The 17,014-nt window shown below is 40.2% G+C and carries 18 protein-coding genes and 1 pseudogene; 16 read left to right on the top strand and 3 right to left on the bottom strand.

Annotation, left to right across the window (positions count from 1 at the left end; all coding sequences use genetic code 11):
* Window positions 1–275 (bottom strand): transposase (locus CBF27_RS00005; protein ID WP_148112268.1); only part of this gene is annotated, 275 nt, incomplete at its 3' end.
* Window positions 276–357: 82 nt separating this feature from the next.
* Between CBF27_RS00005 and CBF27_RS00010 the strand changes: the two genes are divergently transcribed.
* From CBF27_RS00010 to CBF27_RS00030, 5 genes are all read left to right on the top strand, one after another.
* Complete coding sequence (locus tag CBF27_RS00010) at window positions 358–1,353, top strand: phage portal protein (RefSeq protein WP_245985884.1); 996 nt, start codon at window positions 358–360, stop codon at window positions 1,351–1,353.
* Complete coding sequence (locus tag CBF27_RS00015) at window positions 1,328–2,803, top strand: phage major capsid protein (RefSeq protein WP_126810999.1); 1,476 nt, start codon at window positions 1,328–1,330, stop codon at window positions 2,801–2,803. Before CBF27_RS00010 ends, CBF27_RS00015 begins: the two co-directional genes overlap by 26 nt.
* Window positions 2,804–2,853: 50 nt before the next feature.
* Window positions 2,854–3,138 (top strand): head-tail connector protein, encoded by a 285-nt coding sequence (locus CBF27_RS00020; protein WP_126811001.1) that lies wholly within the window; start codon window positions 2,854–2,856, stop codon window positions 3,136–3,138.
* Window positions 3,125–3,460, top strand: coding sequence for a phage head closure protein (locus tag CBF27_RS00025; RefSeq protein WP_126811004.1), 336 nt, complete (start codon window positions 3,125–3,127; stop codon window positions 3,458–3,460). The genes CBF27_RS00020 and CBF27_RS00025 overlap by 14 nt, the downstream gene beginning before the upstream one ends.
* Window positions 3,461–3,599: 139 nt before the next feature.
* Window positions 3,600–4,274 (top strand): hypothetical protein, encoded by a 675-nt coding sequence (locus CBF27_RS00030; protein ID WP_126811007.1) that lies wholly within the window; start codon window positions 3,600–3,602, stop codon window positions 4,272–4,274.
* Between the two features lie 416 nt (window positions 4,275–4,690).
* Here the strand turns inward: CBF27_RS00030 and CBF27_RS00035 are convergent, their stop codons facing one another.
* Window positions 4,691–5,242, bottom strand: coding sequence for a CD3073 family putative ECF transporter S component (locus CBF27_RS00035; RefSeq protein ID WP_126811010.1), 552 nt, complete (start codon window positions 5,240–5,242; stop codon window positions 4,691–4,693).
* Complete coding sequence (locus tag CBF27_RS00040; protein ID WP_245985885.1) at window positions 5,232–5,747, bottom strand: CD3072 family TudS-related putative desulfidase; 516 nt, start codon at window positions 5,745–5,747, stop codon at window positions 5,232–5,234. Before CBF27_RS00040 ends, CBF27_RS00035 begins: the two co-directional genes overlap by 11 nt.
* 255 nt (window positions 5,748–6,002) lie before the next feature.
* Between CBF27_RS00040 and CBF27_RS00045 the strand changes: the two genes are divergently transcribed.
* The 11 genes and pseudogenes from CBF27_RS00045 to CBF27_RS00095 all read left to right on the top strand — a co-directional run bounded on the left by CBF27_RS00045 (window position 6,003) and on the right by CBF27_RS00095 (window position 16,982).
* Window positions 6,003–6,296, top strand: coding sequence for a GNAT family N-acetyltransferase (locus tag CBF27_RS00045; protein ID WP_126811013.1), 294 nt, complete (start codon window positions 6,003–6,005; stop codon window positions 6,294–6,296).
* Window positions 6,297–6,334: 38 nt separating this feature from the next.
* Window positions 6,335–7,132 (top strand): 4-hydroxy-tetrahydrodipicolinate reductase, encoded by a 798-nt coding sequence (gene dapB, locus CBF27_RS00050; RefSeq protein ID WP_126811016.1) that lies wholly within the window; start codon window positions 6,335–6,337, stop codon window positions 7,130–7,132.
* Between the two features lie 375 nt (window positions 7,133–7,507).
* Complete coding sequence (gene proS, locus CBF27_RS00055; protein ID WP_126811019.1) at window positions 7,508–8,953, top strand: proline--tRNA ligase; 1,446 nt, start codon at window positions 7,508–7,510, stop codon at window positions 8,951–8,953.
* A gap of 496 nt (window positions 8,954–9,449) precedes the next feature.
* Window positions 9,450–10,736, top strand: a complete 1,287-nt coding sequence (prdC, locus tag CBF27_RS00060) for a proline reductase-associated electron transfer protein PrdC (RefSeq protein ID WP_281273635.1) — start codon at window positions 9,450–9,452, stop codon at window positions 10,734–10,736.
* 32 nt (window positions 10,737–10,768) lie between these two features.
* Window positions 10,769–12,682, top strand: a complete 1,914-nt coding sequence (gene prdA, locus CBF27_RS00065; protein ID WP_126811026.1) for a D-proline reductase (dithiol) proprotein PrdA — start codon at window positions 10,769–10,771, stop codon at window positions 12,680–12,682.
* A 23-nt stretch (window positions 12,683–12,705) separates the two neighbouring features.
* Window positions 12,706–12,999, top strand: a complete 294-nt coding sequence (locus CBF27_RS00070) for a CBO2463/CBO2479 domain-containing protein (protein ID WP_126811030.1) — start codon at window positions 12,706–12,708, stop codon at window positions 12,997–12,999.
* 3 nt (window positions 13,000–13,002) lie between these two features.
* On the top strand, window positions 13,003–13,455 hold the full coding sequence (locus CBF27_RS14655) for a glycine/sarcosine/betaine reductase selenoprotein B family protein (RefSeq protein ID WP_211334573.1): 453 nt from the start codon (window positions 13,003–13,005) through the stop codon (window positions 13,453–13,455).
* 27 nt (window positions 13,456–13,482) lie between these two features.
* Window positions 13,483–13,728, top strand: coding sequence for a hypothetical protein (locus CBF27_RS14660; protein WP_211334574.1), 246 nt, complete (start codon window positions 13,483–13,485; stop codon window positions 13,726–13,728).
* Window positions 13,729–13,768: 40 nt separating this feature from the next.
* A pseudogene (gene prdD, locus CBF27_RS14310) lies at window positions 13,769–15,025 on the top strand (proline reductase cluster protein PrdD).
* An 18-nt stretch (window positions 15,026–15,043) separates the two neighbouring features.
* A complete protein-coding gene (locus tag CBF27_RS00090; protein WP_126811041.1) occupies window positions 15,044–16,060 on the top strand; it encodes a proline racemase family protein in 1,017 nt (338 codons plus the stop codon).
* Between the two features lie 22 nt (window positions 16,061–16,082).
* Window positions 16,083–16,982, top strand: coding sequence for a sulfite exporter TauE/SafE family protein (locus CBF27_RS00095; RefSeq protein ID WP_126811044.1), 900 nt, complete (start codon window positions 16,083–16,085; stop codon window positions 16,980–16,982).
* The last annotated feature ends 32 nt before the right edge of the window (window positions 16,983–17,014 follow it).

The raw sequence follows: 17,014 nt of genomic DNA on the forward strand, positions 1-17,014 counted from the left end.
AATATCAGCGCCGCTTGCTTTAAAATATCATTTTCCATTTTCAGTTTCATATTTTCTTTTCTTAGTTTGATCAGCTCTTCCTCTTTGGGCGAACGATTATCTTTTTCGCTAAATGAGCCGCTAGTATTGGCTTGTCTGACCCAACGATCAAATGAAGAACCGGTAAGATCATACTCTCGGATGATTTCCGATCGTGGCTTACCTGAACGATACAGGTCCACCATTTGCTGTTTAAATTCCTTGGTAAATGTCCGTCTCGGTCTACGTTCTGACATGTTGATTCCTCCAGTGTGTTTTATTATAGTTTACACACCTTATTTTTATTGTCTAGTCCAGTGTAGCCTGTCCAAAGACAATATGCCACAAGCGGATAATTCTATCACTAAACTATTAAATGAAGCGCCCAATAGTGAAATGGATGGTTGGCATTTCAAGTTTGCCTTGGCGGTCAATATGCTTTTAAACGGTAATAGCTTTGCCGAGATTAAGCGTAAGGGTCAAGAAGTCATTAGTATTGAGTTGCTGCCTAACTCGCTAGTAACAGTCAAACAGAATGATAACGGGGTTGTCTACTATGTGATAGGCGAGAAAAAAAGAAAAGTGAAAGCTGAAAATATCCTTCACTTTAAATATTTCACCCAGGATGGTTTGACCGGGGTTCCGCCACTTTATGCGTTGCGTGATGAAATGAAAGTTCAGTCAGCTGGAAATAAAACGATTTTCAATTTCTTTTCTAGGGGTATCAACGGCAGTGGCATTTTAAAAGTGAACAAGTCTGATCTGGACACAACCGCTAAAAGAGCCATTCGAGAAAAATTTGAAGAAGCTAACGGATCAAGTGACGGTAACAACGCTTTGAGAACTATTATTTTAGATGAAACGATGGATTATAAAACACTAGAAGTTAATACAGACGTTTTGAAGCTTATCAATTCCAGTGATTGGACAACTAAGCAGATTGCCAAGGCCTTTGGTATATCATCCGAGCGTTTAGGCGTTGAAAGTGTCCATTCCAGCACGATTCAAAGTAACTTGATGTATTTACAAAATACACTGGTTCATTATTTTAGTTGTTTTATTAGTGAGATCAGCAAAAAACTAGGGAAAGATTTTCGTTTTAATACAGATCGTTTGATGGAAACAGACCCCGAAACAATCATGAAAAACACCTTGGAGCAAGTAAGAGGGTCGTTGTTAACCATCAACGAAGGCCGGGCGAAACTAGGGCTACCACCACAAGAAGGTGGCGACCGACTGCTTGCAAGTTTGAATTACACGTATTTAGATTCACTGGAGAGTTATCAATTTAGAGAACAGGAGGGACAGAATGGAACAAGAAAAAAGAGTGACTGAACAAGCAAAACTGGAAACGAAACCGACACAGACGACTGAAATTGACGGTGATGAGTCCAAAGAAAAGGAAGGTAAAATCATATCGGGTTATGCGTTAAAGTTTGGGGAAACGTCCAAAGATTTAGGGGGCTTTGTGGAAGTAATCACTCCGGAAGCCTTGAAAGAAGTAGATTTATCCAATGTGTTTTTATTGCAAAATCACGATTATAGCAAACCCCTAGCAAGCACCAAAGCTGGGACTTTAAAATTGAAGGTGGATGAAGTGGGGTTACACTTTGAAGCAACGCTCAATGATACGAGTTATGCCAAAGATGTGTATGAGAACGTGGATAAAGGTTTAGTGGATAGCATGAGTTTTGGTTTTACAATGGGTGTTGATTCCTTTGATAAAAAAGAAAATGGCGAAGTGATCCGCTCCATTGAAGCTATTAAGAATTTAAACGAAATATCTGTTGTCACTATCCCAGCTTATGACAGTACCAACGTACAGGTAGACAAACGATCATACGAAAGCTTTTTAGAAACAACCAAAAAAACCAAGAAAGAAGATGATAATATGGAAAAAACACTAATCGATCGTGAACAAACAGAAATGAGAGCGTACGAAAATTATATTCGTTCTCAAGGTGAAGAACGTGAAGGTGTAACTACGGTCAATGCAGCTGCAGTTGTCCCAAGTGAAGTGATTGGAGAAGTCTTTGACTTGAAACGTTCTAATTATAATTTAGCCCAATATGCAACGGTTAAGACAGTATCAAACGGACAAGGCAAGTACCCGGTAGCCACCAATCAACAAGCCATCCTTGCCACCAAAGCCGAACTAGCCGAGATTGCCGATGTGGACGCAGATATGTTTACACAGGTAGAATACAAGGTAGAAACTCGAGCAGGTAAAATTGCTTTGTCTAATGAAGTGGTGGAAGATTCAGAAGTAAATATTGTCCAGGAAGTGAAAGATCAGTTAGCGAAATTGGTAGAAAATACCGACAACAAACACATTGTGGATTTATTAAAGACGTTCACTAAGAAAACAGTTGCTACACTAGATGAATTGAAACAGATTCACAACGTGGTACTAGACCCGGCGTTGAATAAGATGGTAATTCTTAATCAATCGGGGTATAACTATCTAGACACATTGAAAGACGCTGATGGGCGTTACTTGTTGCAACCCGATGTGACCGCCCCAAGTGGCAAGTCGCTGTTTGGTATGCCGGTCGTACTGATTGCAGATTCATTGTTTGCTAATCCTAAAGCTGGTACGTTCCCAATGATTATGGGAGATATTGCACAGTCTATCTTTGTGGCCAGACGTAATCAAGTCACTACTCAATGGGAGAAATTCGATTATTATTCACAAGGGCTAGCAGTCATTGTGAGAAACGATTATAAAAAGATCGATGAAGCAGCTTCGGTTTATGTTGAGTTTACGCCAGTAACAGGCGCTTAAAAATGAAGGGCGGGCTAACAAGTCCGTCCTTTTCTTAAAGAGGTGAAAAAATGGTACAAGTTGATGATATAAAAAATAGTTTAAGAATAGATCATTCGATGGATGATAAAATGATTCAAGAGTTGATTGATACGGCCAGTTATTATGTGATAAGTGCAATCGATGGCCAAGCAGAGGATGGCGTGATAGAGGGCTATAAGCAGTTAGATTGGGCGGTGTCATTGTTAGTCCAACATTGGTACATGAATCGCCAAGAAGCTAGTAGCGAGCGTATACCGATCACAGTACAATCTTTGATCCAACAAATGCGAGGTGCGTATTATGCCACTCATTAAAAATATCAATGAATTAGATCAACGTATAAAATTTCAAAAATATAAGTCCTATCAAAATGAAGATGGAGAAATTGTCAAAGAGTTGGTGGTCATTGGTGAATGTTGGTGTAAGATTAAAAGCCAATTATTGAAAGAATACCAAGCGATGGTAGGTACTGTACTTGAAGATACCGTAAATTTTGTGATTCGTTCTCACCAAAGTTTTGCAATAGACCATACGATGGCAATTTTATACAAGGGACAATCTTATGACATTGTTCGTTCTATGCCGGACGCAACTGATAAAGAATACGCTGTGATAGTTGCTAGGTTAAAAAAATAATGATTACGTTTGTAAACGATAAGAAAGTATTGGCACACTCTTAACGGAGTGTGTTTTTACACTAAACCTTAACATTTCTCTGTATTTGATATATAATTGATAGGAATATATGTTCGTTCACTCGAAAGGAGTTTTACCAATGGAAGAATTAGAATTAAAAGTAACAAATAATAATAAAGAGATAAAAAAACTAATGGAAGAAATAAATAATCAATTACCCACGATAAAAGATTTTATGCAAGAAGTAATTGAACGGAATATGCCAATAATTGTTACAGAGGAAGTGAAAAAACAAAGCAATCACACGAATGATTTGGGTATAGAGAAATTAAAAGAGATGAAAAGTAGCTTAAATAGTATTATTCAAGAAGTTCCTAATAATATTCAAAATTTTTTAAGAGGATATAAGGCAGAAATATTAATTGAAAGAGATAAAGAGCTTAGAAAGCAGCCGTCTGATTACGATCCAAGGTATGGTAGTGAGACTAAATTTTTGTCTGGATATACGATTTATACAGAACTTGAAGATTTTATGAAGCAAGAAATTGGTAAAGTTGGTAAATTGCTGGCTGATTTTGAGTATAAAGTAGGTCATGAGTGGTCTAATAAAGGATACACAGCTAACTTTGAAACCCAATATTCTAATGACGAATTTGTTTATTTATTTAAAGACAAAAATAGAGTAATTGATTCTGTACCTCTTCGAGAGTTTGGTGATATCTTTACCAAAATATCGAAAATAATAGATGATAATATAAAACTTAATAAAATGATTAGTGAAAAAAAAGCAGAATCATTATGGGATGAAATTTAATCGACAATTGTTAGTATTTGAGAAAGATAAAAATGGAATTTAATAGGACCACTGTAATGATGCCCTGCTGATTAATACTACTTCTTTTCTATAAAATATTGCGCCCCACGCAATTGGTTTACTTTTTGAATGCCATATTGAATGCCATTTGAATTATATCCATTGAAACGGATTGAAGCTTTAAATAGAACTATCGTTGATTTTGTAAAGAAATGACACCTTTTACAAGTCTATGAATAAGGATTTTTGACTATCTGGAACAGGGGAAGATAGCCAGAGTCAGTGAAAAATAAATGATTGATGATATAAAATGAAAAATACTAGAGAGAAAAGGGAAACTCTCTAGTATTTTTTAAATTGTATCTTATCAGGTATTGCTTTTTTATACAGAACTCTGTATGGACTGCTTGATAATGTCAGTTAAAACCTAGAACATTTTTAATTCTAGGCACTCTAATCAACCAGGCAACCAATAAACATGACACAATTTTATCTACTAGATTCCCTGAAACAGCGCCCCAATAAGTCGCTGAAATCATTTCTTTTCCTGAAGCTCTCAATGCCATAATAACGATATCCGTTCCTGAACCAGTAAACCCTCCAAATAATGCTAAGCGAATTGGCGCGCCGATGGCAGGTGCAATAAAAGCTAACAGAATACCTGCGACAATGGCCTTTTTGTAGGTCAGATTTTTTTGTGCAACAAGAGCCACAACGATGGCTACTGCAACACTGACTAATGCAAACGGGACTGAGAGCGGCCCGCTGATTAACCCCATCAGTAAATTTGTCGCAACACCCGTCATGATGCCGTATAGCATGCCATAGTTAGCAGCAATGAAAATAGTTCCCATCGTGTCTAAAAACAGCAGCGGAATTTTCATTGCTGAAACAGCAGATCCCAATACAACATTTATTACTACCGCCATCGCACAAAACATCAATATTTTAGTATTATTACGAGTCATTATTAGATTCCTCCTTTTTTATGAACGATTCAACAAGAGTCATGATATTTCCTTCGTTTTCTTCACTGTACCAAGTTGGAATTTCCATATAATTGGTGGTTAATGTTTCTATGCGGCATAGGCTAAAAAATTCTTCCATCAAGACTCCTCTTTGACCGGTTATTGAGCAGTTGGGGCTTTCATTAATGCCGATAATTCCGATGTAACGGTAATCATTTGCGACATACATCTTCAGCTGCTGAACAATGGGGAGCAGAAGGTCACGGCATTTTTCTCTATACCCGTCAATCGCATGATAGTCTTCGTAGGTCATAGGTGGCCGATTAATACCTAAAAACAAAAATTCCGGACATGGTAGTTGAATAAAAGCAACACCTTTGTTTAAAAGATACTGAGCGACCGGGAAAGCTCCTTTTGCCCGTTCCCACTCATTAATGACAGCATTTTGGTTTAAGATACAATGCGAAATGGTAACAATCTCTTTTTGTGGTTTAATAACTAACACCTCGTTCCCTTTTCTCATATATTAAATTAAGAAGACACTTAAAGCAATATCAATAGATAATAAAACATTTCATTGATATAAAACATATATTGATTATTTTTGTAAATTTAAATGTGTTTTTGTGACTGTTTTATAATACTAGACTACCTATTTAATTGATTAATTTACTAATTGTTTTTAAATGTCTTTATGTTTTTGCGAAACTATGTAAAAATGAACGTGTAGGTTATTAATTTTAGAAAAGGAGAATGGACAATGGAATTTAAAAAAATGAGTGACCGTTTAATGGTTTTTAATGACGGGGAACAAAAACCGATAGGAGAGATTCAATGGGAATTAGGATTTGAAGATGTGATGATAATCAAACAGACACATGTCGATAAAGATTATCGCAAGCAAGGCATTGGCGAAAAATTATTTGAAGAGGCAGTCAAAGAAGCACGGGACAACAAATTAAAAATAATTCCAACTTGCGGTTTTGCCAATCAGCAGTTTATCGATCACCCTGATAAATATGGCGATGTTTTATATAAGCGGTCTAACAACTAGGACCATACGACTGACATTGATTGAAAGGTGTGATGAAAATGAATGTCGTAGTCATAGGACCAAGAGGCAAAATGGGGCGATTAATTGCTCAAGAGGCAAATGAACGGGCGGATATGCATCTAGTTGCCGGAATTGGACCAAAGGGGCGCCCTTACATCGGGAAAGATTTAGGCCAAGTCGCAAAATTAGGAGAAGACATTGGGGCCCCCGTTCTTGATGAGTTACAAGCAGTCATCAGTGATTGTGACGTAATCATTGATTTTTCAACAAAAGAGATGAGTTTGGAAGTTCTTGACACTGCTGTGGCTTATCGAAAAGCAGTGGTTTGCGGCACAACAGGATTTACGGAAGAAGAAATGGCTTCTTTCAAAAAAGCAGCTGAAGTTATTCCGGTACTTTATGCAGCCAATACATCAAAACTAGTCAATGTCATGGTGAAATTACTAGAACTAGCAACTACAGCTATCGGTAACGAAACGGACATAGAAATTCTGGAGATGCATGACAGATGGAAAACTGACGCGCCGAGCGGTACATCAAAAGAATTGGGGGAAGCCATTGCAGCTCAACTTGGCAGCCAATTAAAAGATGTTGCAGTCTATGGCCGCGAAGGAAGCGGGTCACGCCAAGCTGGGACAATAGGCTATCATTCGCTGCGTGCCGGGGATATTCCCAGCAGCCATACTGTCTTTTTTGGCGGTCTTGGCGAGCGTCTGGAAATCACTCATCATTCGTACAATTGGGAGTGCTTTGCTAAAGGTGCGTGTGACTGTGCGGCTTATTTAACGGGAAAAAAACCAGGCTTCTATACGATAAAAGATGTCTTAGCTATTTGAAAAGCCATCTAAATGTAAGCGGTGTCCTATCGGTAACAGCAAAATGTTAAATTAAGTATTTGACTTTATTAAAATATAATGATAGAATTTGATTCACTTATACTTAGATACACGTGCACACTCGTATCATCGAAATTGAATAAGAAATGCATTGGAATAGTAGAGGCCTACTAGGAAATTAACAGAGAAAAAATCATTTTGCTGAGAGATTTTATTTCATAGCCCTCGAACCTGCCAGTTTATTGCAACAGGTCTTTATACCTTTATCATGGATACTTAAGTCGTAAAGTAAATCTACTTTGAAGCAAGGTGGTACCGCCGTAACAGGTCCTTGCACAAAGTAGATTTTTTTATTTTTTTAAAGGAGGATACTACATGGAAAAGAAAGAAAATTTCGTAGAACAGATAACAAGTAGAGATGAAGACTTCTCTCAATGGTACACAGATATTTGCTTGAAAGCAGAATTGTCTGATTATTCAAGTGTAAAAGGCTGTATGGTGGTTCGTCCGCTCGGAACAGCATTGTGGGAAAATATTACGAAAGTGGTGGATGACCGGCTGAAAGCTACCGGACACCAAAATGTCATGATGCCGTTGTTAATCCCTGAGCGTCTACTGTTAAAAGAGGCAGAGCACGTTGAAGGATTTGCACCGGAAGTTGCATGGGTGACTGCCGGCGGCGACACAGAATTATCAGAAAGACTGGCTATTCGCCCTACTTCAGAAGTACTTTTCTGTGAGCATTTCCAGAAAATTATTCATTCGTATCGCGACCTGCCAGTATTGTATAATCAGTGGGTTAGCGTGATGCGCTGGGAAAAAACGACGCGTCCATTTTTAAGAACGACAGAGTTTTTCTGGCAAGAGGGTCATACTTGTCACGTTGATTACGAGGATGCAGACAGAGAAGCGCTCGAAATTCTAGATATGTATGTGGATGTGTGTGAGAATATTTTGGCTATTCCAGTTGTATCAGGTGTCAAATCTGAAAGCGAAAAATTTGCCGGTGCAGTGAAAACTTATACGAATGAAACATTGATGTACGATGGAAAAGCGTTGCAAATCACAACGTCTCACCACCTTGGCGATAATTTCGGTAAAGCATTCAATATCAACTATCTGGACAAAAACGGCGATAGCAAATTTGTCAACACAACCTCATGGGCAATTACGACAAGAGCAATCGGCGGCATGATCATGGTTCACAGTGATGACCGCGGATTGGTTCTGCCTCCTAGAATTGCACCAGTTCAAGTTAATATTGTGCCAATTTCGCAGCATCAGGAAGGCGTTCTTGATAAAGCATATGAATTGAAAGAACAGCTGAGCCAAGACGTTACTGTCCAAGTGGATGCCAGTGATAAAAAACCAGGCTGGAAATTCAGCGAATCAGAAATGCGCGGATTCCCAATTCGAATCGAAATCGGTCCAAGAGATATCGCTGAACAAACACTGGTTGTTGTTCGCCGTGATACATTGGAAAAAACAACGATTAAATGGGACGATCAATTAAACGAAAATATCAAAGCCTTGTTGGATGATATTCATAACAATATGTTTAATGTAGCGAAAGAACGTCAGGACAAGCGTACAAGAACAGCAACAACTAAAGAAGAATTTGCAAAAATGATTGAAGAAGGCGGCTTTGTTATTGCTCCTTGGTCAGGCGATTTAGCCGTAGAAGAGCAAATTAAAGAAGAAACGGGTGCAACATCCCGCTGCCTGAGCTTTGAGAACGTGGATGCTGATTTAACTGGTGTGAAAGATTTGTGGAATGGTCAAGATGCTAAATACTTGATGCACTGGGCCAAAGCATATTAATAGTAAAGAATAAACCGACAGAGAATTTAAACGGATTCTCCGTCGGTTTTTTTGCTTGTTAGACTACACTGATTGGAAATCAATGAAAAATGTGAAAAAATTATCATTTAAAATGACACAAATATTTCACTAACGTTTGAATATTGGATAATTGTTGCAATGAACAGAAACAATTTGCTAATTGCTGGTTGACCAAAGATTTTAACGAAATCAATAATATCACAACTCCTTTAGATAACAATTTGTGAATAAAAACATTTTTACCAAAACCAGTATTTTGTGCAAAGGAAGCAGTTACATTAGAAAAATGCAATAAAAAAAGGAATAGGTGATAAGAAAATTAGAATATTTTTAATTAAAAGGCGTATTTCTGAAAAAATGTATCAAAAATAACCTTTTTGTGATAGAATCGGGGTAGGTGATGGGCGATAAAAATGCTCAAAAAATCACAACTTTTACTTTTTTTCGACCATTAAATAGAAGGAGGTGAAACATATTGAAAAAACTTCATATTCCATTGAAGCAGCATGTTGGTGGACCATGTGTTCCAGTTGTCAAAGTTGATGAAGCTGTCAAAAGAGGTCAGTTAATTGCGGAACCGAGTGGATTGGGTGCTAATATTCACGCGAGTATGTCAGGTGTGATTGCAGAAATTAATGACACGGAAATCGTCATTCAATTGGATGACTCACAATCGACTGATTTTGTCCCTATTCCTGAAACAGAATCTAAACTTGAAGCTATTGAAGCAGCTGGTATTGTGGGTGCAGGTGGTGCAGGTTTTCCTGCGCATATTAAATTAAAGGCTGATATACCTGACGGCACAGTGATTGCAAACGGAGCAGAGTGTGAAGCGTTATTGCAACATAACGTCAAACAAATTGTGGAAACGTCTGCACAACTAGTACGCGGTGTACAGTACTTGATGGAAATCACAAATGCGCCGCGGGGTATCATTGCAGTTAAAGACAAAAATCGTCAGGCTGTCATTGAATTGTTAAAAGCAACCAAAGACATACCAGAAATTGACGTCTTCAGATTGCCGGATATTTATCCTGCAGGGGACGAGCGGATGATCATTCGTGAAGTGTTGGATATTGTGTTAAACCCTGGGCAGTTGCCGATTGAAGTCGGTGCTGTCGTGTCAAACGTTGAAACAATCAAACATATAGTTGAAGCAATTGAATTGAGAAAACCGTTTATTGACAAAGATGTTACAGTTGCAGGTCGTGTTCAGGCCGAATCGCTTATTCTTAAGGATGTGCCAATCGGAACTCCAGCAAAAGAACTAATTGACCAGGCGGGTGGCTATGTTCATCCTCATGGGGAAATTGTTTTTGGCGGGCCGATGACAGGCATGAGCCGATCAGAAAATTCTCCGATCATAAAAACCACTGGTGGTGTACTGGTAGCAATGCCGTACCCTCAGGAACATCGTAAAGTTGGTCTTTTGATTTGCGAATGCGGCGGATCAAATGAACGTCTAACAGAAATCGCAACCAACATGGGTGCTGAAGTAGTCGCTGCTGAAAGATGCAAGCGAATGGTAGAAGTCAATGGAAGATATAGATGTGAGCTTCCTGGTATTTGCCCTGGACAGGCAGAAACCGTGATGAAGATGAAAAAGGCGGGAGCCGAAGTCGTCATCGTCGGCTCGTGTTCTGATTGAACAAACACCGTTTTAGGTGTAGCTCCTAGGTTAGGAGTTCCAGTTTATCATCATACGGATCATGTGCTCCGCTCAGTAGGCCACAAGCTATATCGAAGACTGCCTACCGAATAGAATTACCAATTTATTTAAGGAGGAACCAATAAATGTCTATTACTGTGGAAACTGCGAAAGAGCACGCAAAAGATCCAGCGGTATTATGTTGCCGTGCAGAAGCAAACACTATTATCAAACCAGGAGATTTGGAAGATCCAGCTATTTTTCCAGATCTTGAGGATTCAGGATTACTTGAAATACCTGAAAACAGCTTGACAATCGAGCAAGTTTTAGGTGCAAAATTATTGAAAACTACAGATGCTTTAGTGCCGCTGACAGCTGATTTGCTAGAAGGCATCAATGAGCCGGAAGAAGAGCCAGCTGAAGAAAGTGCTGAAGCTGTTGAGGAAGTTGTTGAAGTTGCAGAAGCAGCTCCTTTAGTTAGTGAATCGGCACCTGTATACAGCACACCAGGTCAAACAGTTAAAATTCATATTGCTGAAGGTAAAGGTATTGACTTAGAAATACCGTTATCTATTTCAGCTGCATCAGCACCTGCCGCTGCCGCACCAATTGCAGCAGAAGTTGCAGCAAACGGACAAGCTGTTGCAGAAGCAGCTCCGACGATTGCAGCAGATGAAGAGCAAGAGCCGATCAAGGTAAGAGCTGTACAAAGAGAGCATTTCCAAATTGATAAAGTAGAATTTGGCGATGAAACAAAAATCGACGGTACAACACTTATTCTACGTAAGGCTGACGACATCTGTAAAGAAGCAGCTGAACTGGAAAAATTAGTTAAAGAAGTTAAACTAGAAATTATCACACCAGAAGACTACGGTGAATACAGTGAAACAATCATGGATGTACAACCAATAGCAACTAAGACAGAAGGCGAATTAGGTGAAGGTGTTACTCGCGTTCTTGACGGTGTTGTAATGATTGTCACAGGAACTGATGAAAATGGTGTCCAGATTGGTGAATTTGGCTCATCTGAAGGTGAATTGGATAGAAACATTATGTGGGGACGTCCAGGAGCGCCTGATAAAGGTGAAATTTTCATTAAAACTCAGGTAACTATCGAAGCTGGAGCTAACATGGAACGTCCAGGACCATTGGCAGCTCACAAAGCATCTGATTATATTACACAAGAAATTCGTTTGGCATTGAAAGAAGCAGACGAGTCATTAGTTGTCAAAAAGGACGAAATCGCACAATACCGCCGACCCGGTAAGAAGAGAGTCCTGATTGTAAAAGAAATCATGGGACAAGGTGCGATGCACGACAACTTAATCATGCCGGTTGAACCAGTAGGGACACTGGGAGCTAAACCAAACGTTGATTTGGGTAACCTTCCTGTCATGCTGGCACCGACAGAAGTAATGGATGGTGGTATCCATGCCCTAACATGTATTGGACCAGCATCTAAAGAAACATCTCGCCATTACTGGAGAGAGCCATTAGTTGCAGCAGCTATGGCAGACGAAGAAATCGACTTAGTTGGTGTGATGTTTGTGGGTTCACCACAAGCTAACTCAGAGAAGTTCTATGTTTCTAAACGTCTGGGTATGACTGTTGAAGCAATGGGAATCGACGGAGCAATCGTAACAACTGAAGGATTCGGTAACAACCATATCGACTTTGCTTCTCACATAGAAGAAGTTGGTAAACGTGGAATCCATGTGGTTGGTGCTTCCTACTGTGCTGTACAAGGAGCGCTAGTAGTTGGTAACAAACAAATGGTTGCAATGGTCGACAACAATAAATCTAAGCAAGGTATCGAAAACGAAATTCTTGCTAACAATACGCTATGTCCAGAGGATGCCATTCGTCATCTTGCTATGCTGAAGACATTGATGGGCGGCGGAACAATCAAGGCTGCAGAACGTAAATGGAATCCAAACGTGAAACAGAACAACATCGAAATCATTGAAAAAGTAACAGGTGAGAAGATCGACCTGGTTGACAATGAACAAGTTCTGCCTAAGAGTAAAAAACGTTTGGAAATTTATGAGAAAGAAGAATAATTTCTTTCGACAAAGGTGAAGTTATGGACAATATGGATAAGCTCAAATACATTTCAACGGAGCGCATGTTCGAAGGGGTACTTGTCGAAATCACGGATGCAAGTGTCACAATCGACATTAAAGGACGTCTGGGGCAATTTAAAATCCCGAGAAGAATGCTGATTTCCGAGTATGACTTGAAAATCGGTCAGGAAGTTGGTTTTATGATGTCCTATCCGGAAGTATTAAACGAGGAACCCAATGAGCATTATGTCAATGCCATTGAAGAACATGAGAGAAGAAAGTTGAAAATGACACAGAACAAAGGAGAGAAATAAAAAATGACTTTAACTGTATTTGAAGGTTTACAGTCTGAGATTTATGTACCTATTACACCTAAATCGATATTTACGCCTGTAACCAAAGAGTTAAAAGATATGCGTATTGCACTTGCAACTGCTGCAGGTGTTCACTTGAAATCTGATAAACGATTTAATTTAGCAGGGGATACTACTTACAGAGAAATTCCAAACACAACGCCAAGCAGCGAGTTGATGGTTTCTCACGGTGGATACGACAATGCCGATGTTAACCGTGACATCAATGCGATGTTCCCAATCGACCGCTTGAATGAACTGGCTAAAAAAGGCGTATTTAAAGAAGTTGCGCCGATGCACTTCGGTTTCATGGGAGGAGGCGGTGACCAGGAAGCGTTCCATGATAAGACTGGTCCGGAAATCGCACAAAAATTATTGGAAGAAGAAGTCGACGCTGTTGTTTTAACAGCTGGCTGAGGGACCTGCCATAGAACTGCCGTGATCGTGCAGAGAGCAATTGAGGAAGCAGGTATTCCTACTATTTTAATCGCAGCTTTACCACCTGTTGTACGTCAGAATGGTTCACCAAGAGCGGTAGCACCTTTAGTACCAATGGGTGCGAATGCCGGCGAGCCGCACAATATTGAAATGCAGACAGGTATTCTGACAGATACGCTGGAAGCTTTAGTAAGCATTGAAACGCCAGGTAAAATCGTCAGCTTACCGTATGAGTATATTGCACACGTTTAATCGCTGCTGACACTCATAACGGAAAGAGAAGGTTTAAACTATGGGCGAAAAAGTGTTGAAAATCAAAGCATTTCACATGCAGGATGTGACTATCGGCGAGTCGACTGTACTTGCGCCGGACAAGTTACAGATTGCGGGTCATGCAGAGATTAAATATGATGACATTAAAGAAGTCTCTATTCAGCTTTTACGTCCACATCATCATGACGTGGTGACCAATACCATAATGGATGTTATCCCGATATCCACTAAGGTATTGGGTCGCCTTGGTGATGGCGTGACGCATACGTTGACCGGTGTCACTGTAGTAATGACCGGCGCCATTGAAAACGGCGAACAAATGCATTCGTTCGGTGCATCAGACGGGATTCTTTCAGAACATCTGAAATTGAATCAAATCGGCACACCTGATGAAAATGACATCATCATTCATATTGATCTGCTGGCACATGAGGACGCGGTGTTTAACCGTCAATTGTGCATGAAGATGTTTGAAGTGGTTGATGACTATTTACAGGCTATCCGAGATCAGCTAAAAATGCTGGTCGGCAATGAAGCGACAGAAGTGCATGAATTTGTTGAAAAAAGCAATGAAGGAAAGCCGAATGTGGCGCTGATCAAACAAGTGGCAGGGCAAGGGGCCATGTATGACACGTTGTTGTTCCCTAATGAACCGAGCGGGTTTGCCGGGGGCGTGTCCATCATTGACATGAATAATATGCCAGTCATATTGAGTGCTAACGAGTACCGTGACGGCGCGATTCGTGCAATGGTGTAATAGTGGCTGTATTTACGGATTAGAGGAAAAGTAGGGATAAATATGGGAGTAGGCCCATCAACAAAAGAGACATCCTTGCATCATTTTAGAGATCCGTTGGTGGATGTGTTTTCGACAGATCCGGATATTAATTTTCTTGGTGTCGTAGTTGTAGGAACGCCTCAAAGTAATGCCATGAAGCATTTCGTGGGCAATCGAACGGCCACATGGCTGAAGGCGATGCAGTGCCAAGGCGCTGTGATTTCTGCAGATGGCTGGGGAAATTCAGATGTTGATTTTGCCAATACGATGCAGGAAGTCGGACAGAGAGATATTAGCGTGGTTGGTCTGAAGTTCATCGGAAAGCAAGCAAAATTTGTTGTGGAAAATGATTACACGGATTTTGTGCTGGATATTAATAAATCGACCGAGGGAGTTGAGACCGAGGTAGTTGGTGAAAATGCCGTAAACAGGCAGGATGCCAACAAAGCGCTAGCGTTTATTAAGCTTAAGATGAGAAAAGATCGTCAAAACAAATAATATCAGGAGGGTATATTCATGAGATTATCAAAAATGCTGACAGCGATTGATACGCATACAGCTGGAGAAGCGGCTCGTTTAATTATCGGTGGTATTCCTAAGTTCCCGGGAGATACAATGGCTGAGAAGATGGCTTATTTGGCTGACAATAAAGATGATTTGCGTACAGCGCTGATGCATGAACCGAGAGGACACAATGAAATGTTTGGCGCATTCATTTGTGAACCGGTGAATAAAGAGGCGGACTACGGTATTATTTTCATGGACGCAGGCGGGTACTTGAACATGTGCGGTCATAACACAATTGCTGCAATGACAGCAGCTGTTGAAGCTGGCTGGGTTGATGTTGAGCCGGGTGCAGAAACTGTGAAAATTGTACAAGATACACCTGCTGGTTTAATTCATGGTGAAGTCAAAGTGACAGACGGCTGTTATGCAGAGTCAGTATCTTTTGAAAACGTAGAAGCATTCTTGTACAAACAAGATGTCAAGGTAAATGTGCCGGAAATTGGTGAAGTAACAGTTGATATTTCCTTTGGCGGCAGCTTCTTTGCAATTTTGCCGGCAACGGAAGTAAATCTGGAAATCAAACCGGAAAATGCGTCGAAATTTTCTGATATTGGTATCAAGATTCGCGATGCAGTGAATGAACAGGTTGAGATTCAGCATCCGACACTGGCTCATATTACCACGGTGGATTTGGTTGAATTTTACGGACCGCCATCAAGCCCTGATGCAACGTTGCAGAACGTGGTTGTATTTGGAGACGGACAAGTTGACCGTTCGCCTTGCGGGACAGGTACAAGTGCCAAGTTAGCAACATTGTTTGCCAAGGGTGAAATGAAGGTTGGGGATACGTTTGTTTATGAAAGTATCCTGAATACGAAGTTTATTGGTGAAGTTGCTCGTGAAACAACATTGGGCGACTATAAAGCAATCATCCCTAAAGTAACAGGGTCTGCATACATCAATGGCTTCAATACATTTTTAATTGATCCAAAAGACCCATTGAAGGATGGATTTGTGTTGGGTTAATAACGACAAAGGAGAAAAGTAGATGATTTCGACAATAATTTTAGGCGGTCTTGGCCTCCTGCTGCTTTATTTTGTATTTTACCTAGTGCGTGACTTGATCGCACATCGTGACAGCCTTAAGTTGGCTGAGAACAAAGTCAAACTGGTCATTGCCTTCTTTATAGGAATTTTTACAGACTTCTTAGATACTCTAGGTGTCGGAAGTTTTGCACCGACAGCGATGCTGTTGGATATGACTAAAAACATGGAGCATGACCGACAGCTGCCAGGGACGCTTAACGTTGCTCATACTATCCCAGTTATGCTGGAAGCATTTATTTTTATCGCAGTTGTAAAAGTTGAGCCTATGACGTTGTTTTCACTGATAGTAGCTGCAATTGTTGGTTCTTGGGTTGGTTCCAGAACGGTATCGAAAATGCCTGAGAAGAAAATCCAGTTTTACATGGGAATTGCACTGATTGTTACAGCGGTCTTAATGGGCTTGAGACAGCAAGGAATGCTTGATGCTCTGGGAGCAGGTAACGAAGCGCTAGGCTTGGAAGGCGGCAAATTAGTTATCGGTATCGTTGGTAACTTTATTTTTGGTGCTTTGATGACAATCGGTGTCGGTTTGTACGCGCCGTGTATGGCGATGGTTTACATGCTCGGAATGAGCCCGCTGGTTGCGTTCCCAATCATGATGGCATCGTGTGCAGGGTTGATGCCGGTAGCAAGTGCAGAGTTTATTAAATCTGATAATTACTCACGCATCAATACGATTGGTATAATTTTTGGTGGGATTATCGGGGTAATCATCGCTGCATACTTTGTGACGAACTTAAATATGGACATCTTGGTATGGATCATTATTGCAGTTGTCATCTGGTCAGGTATCATTTACATTAGAAAAGGTCTAAAGAAAGATGAGCCTGAAACAGTTTAAAACGAAGCAGCGCTGAATAAGTATGTACAGCT

It is taken from the genome of Vagococcus acidifermentans (genome assembly GCF_003987655.1).
Classification (GTDB): Bacteria; Bacillota; Bacilli; order Lactobacillales; family Vagococcaceae; genus Vagococcus_B; species Vagococcus_B acidifermentans.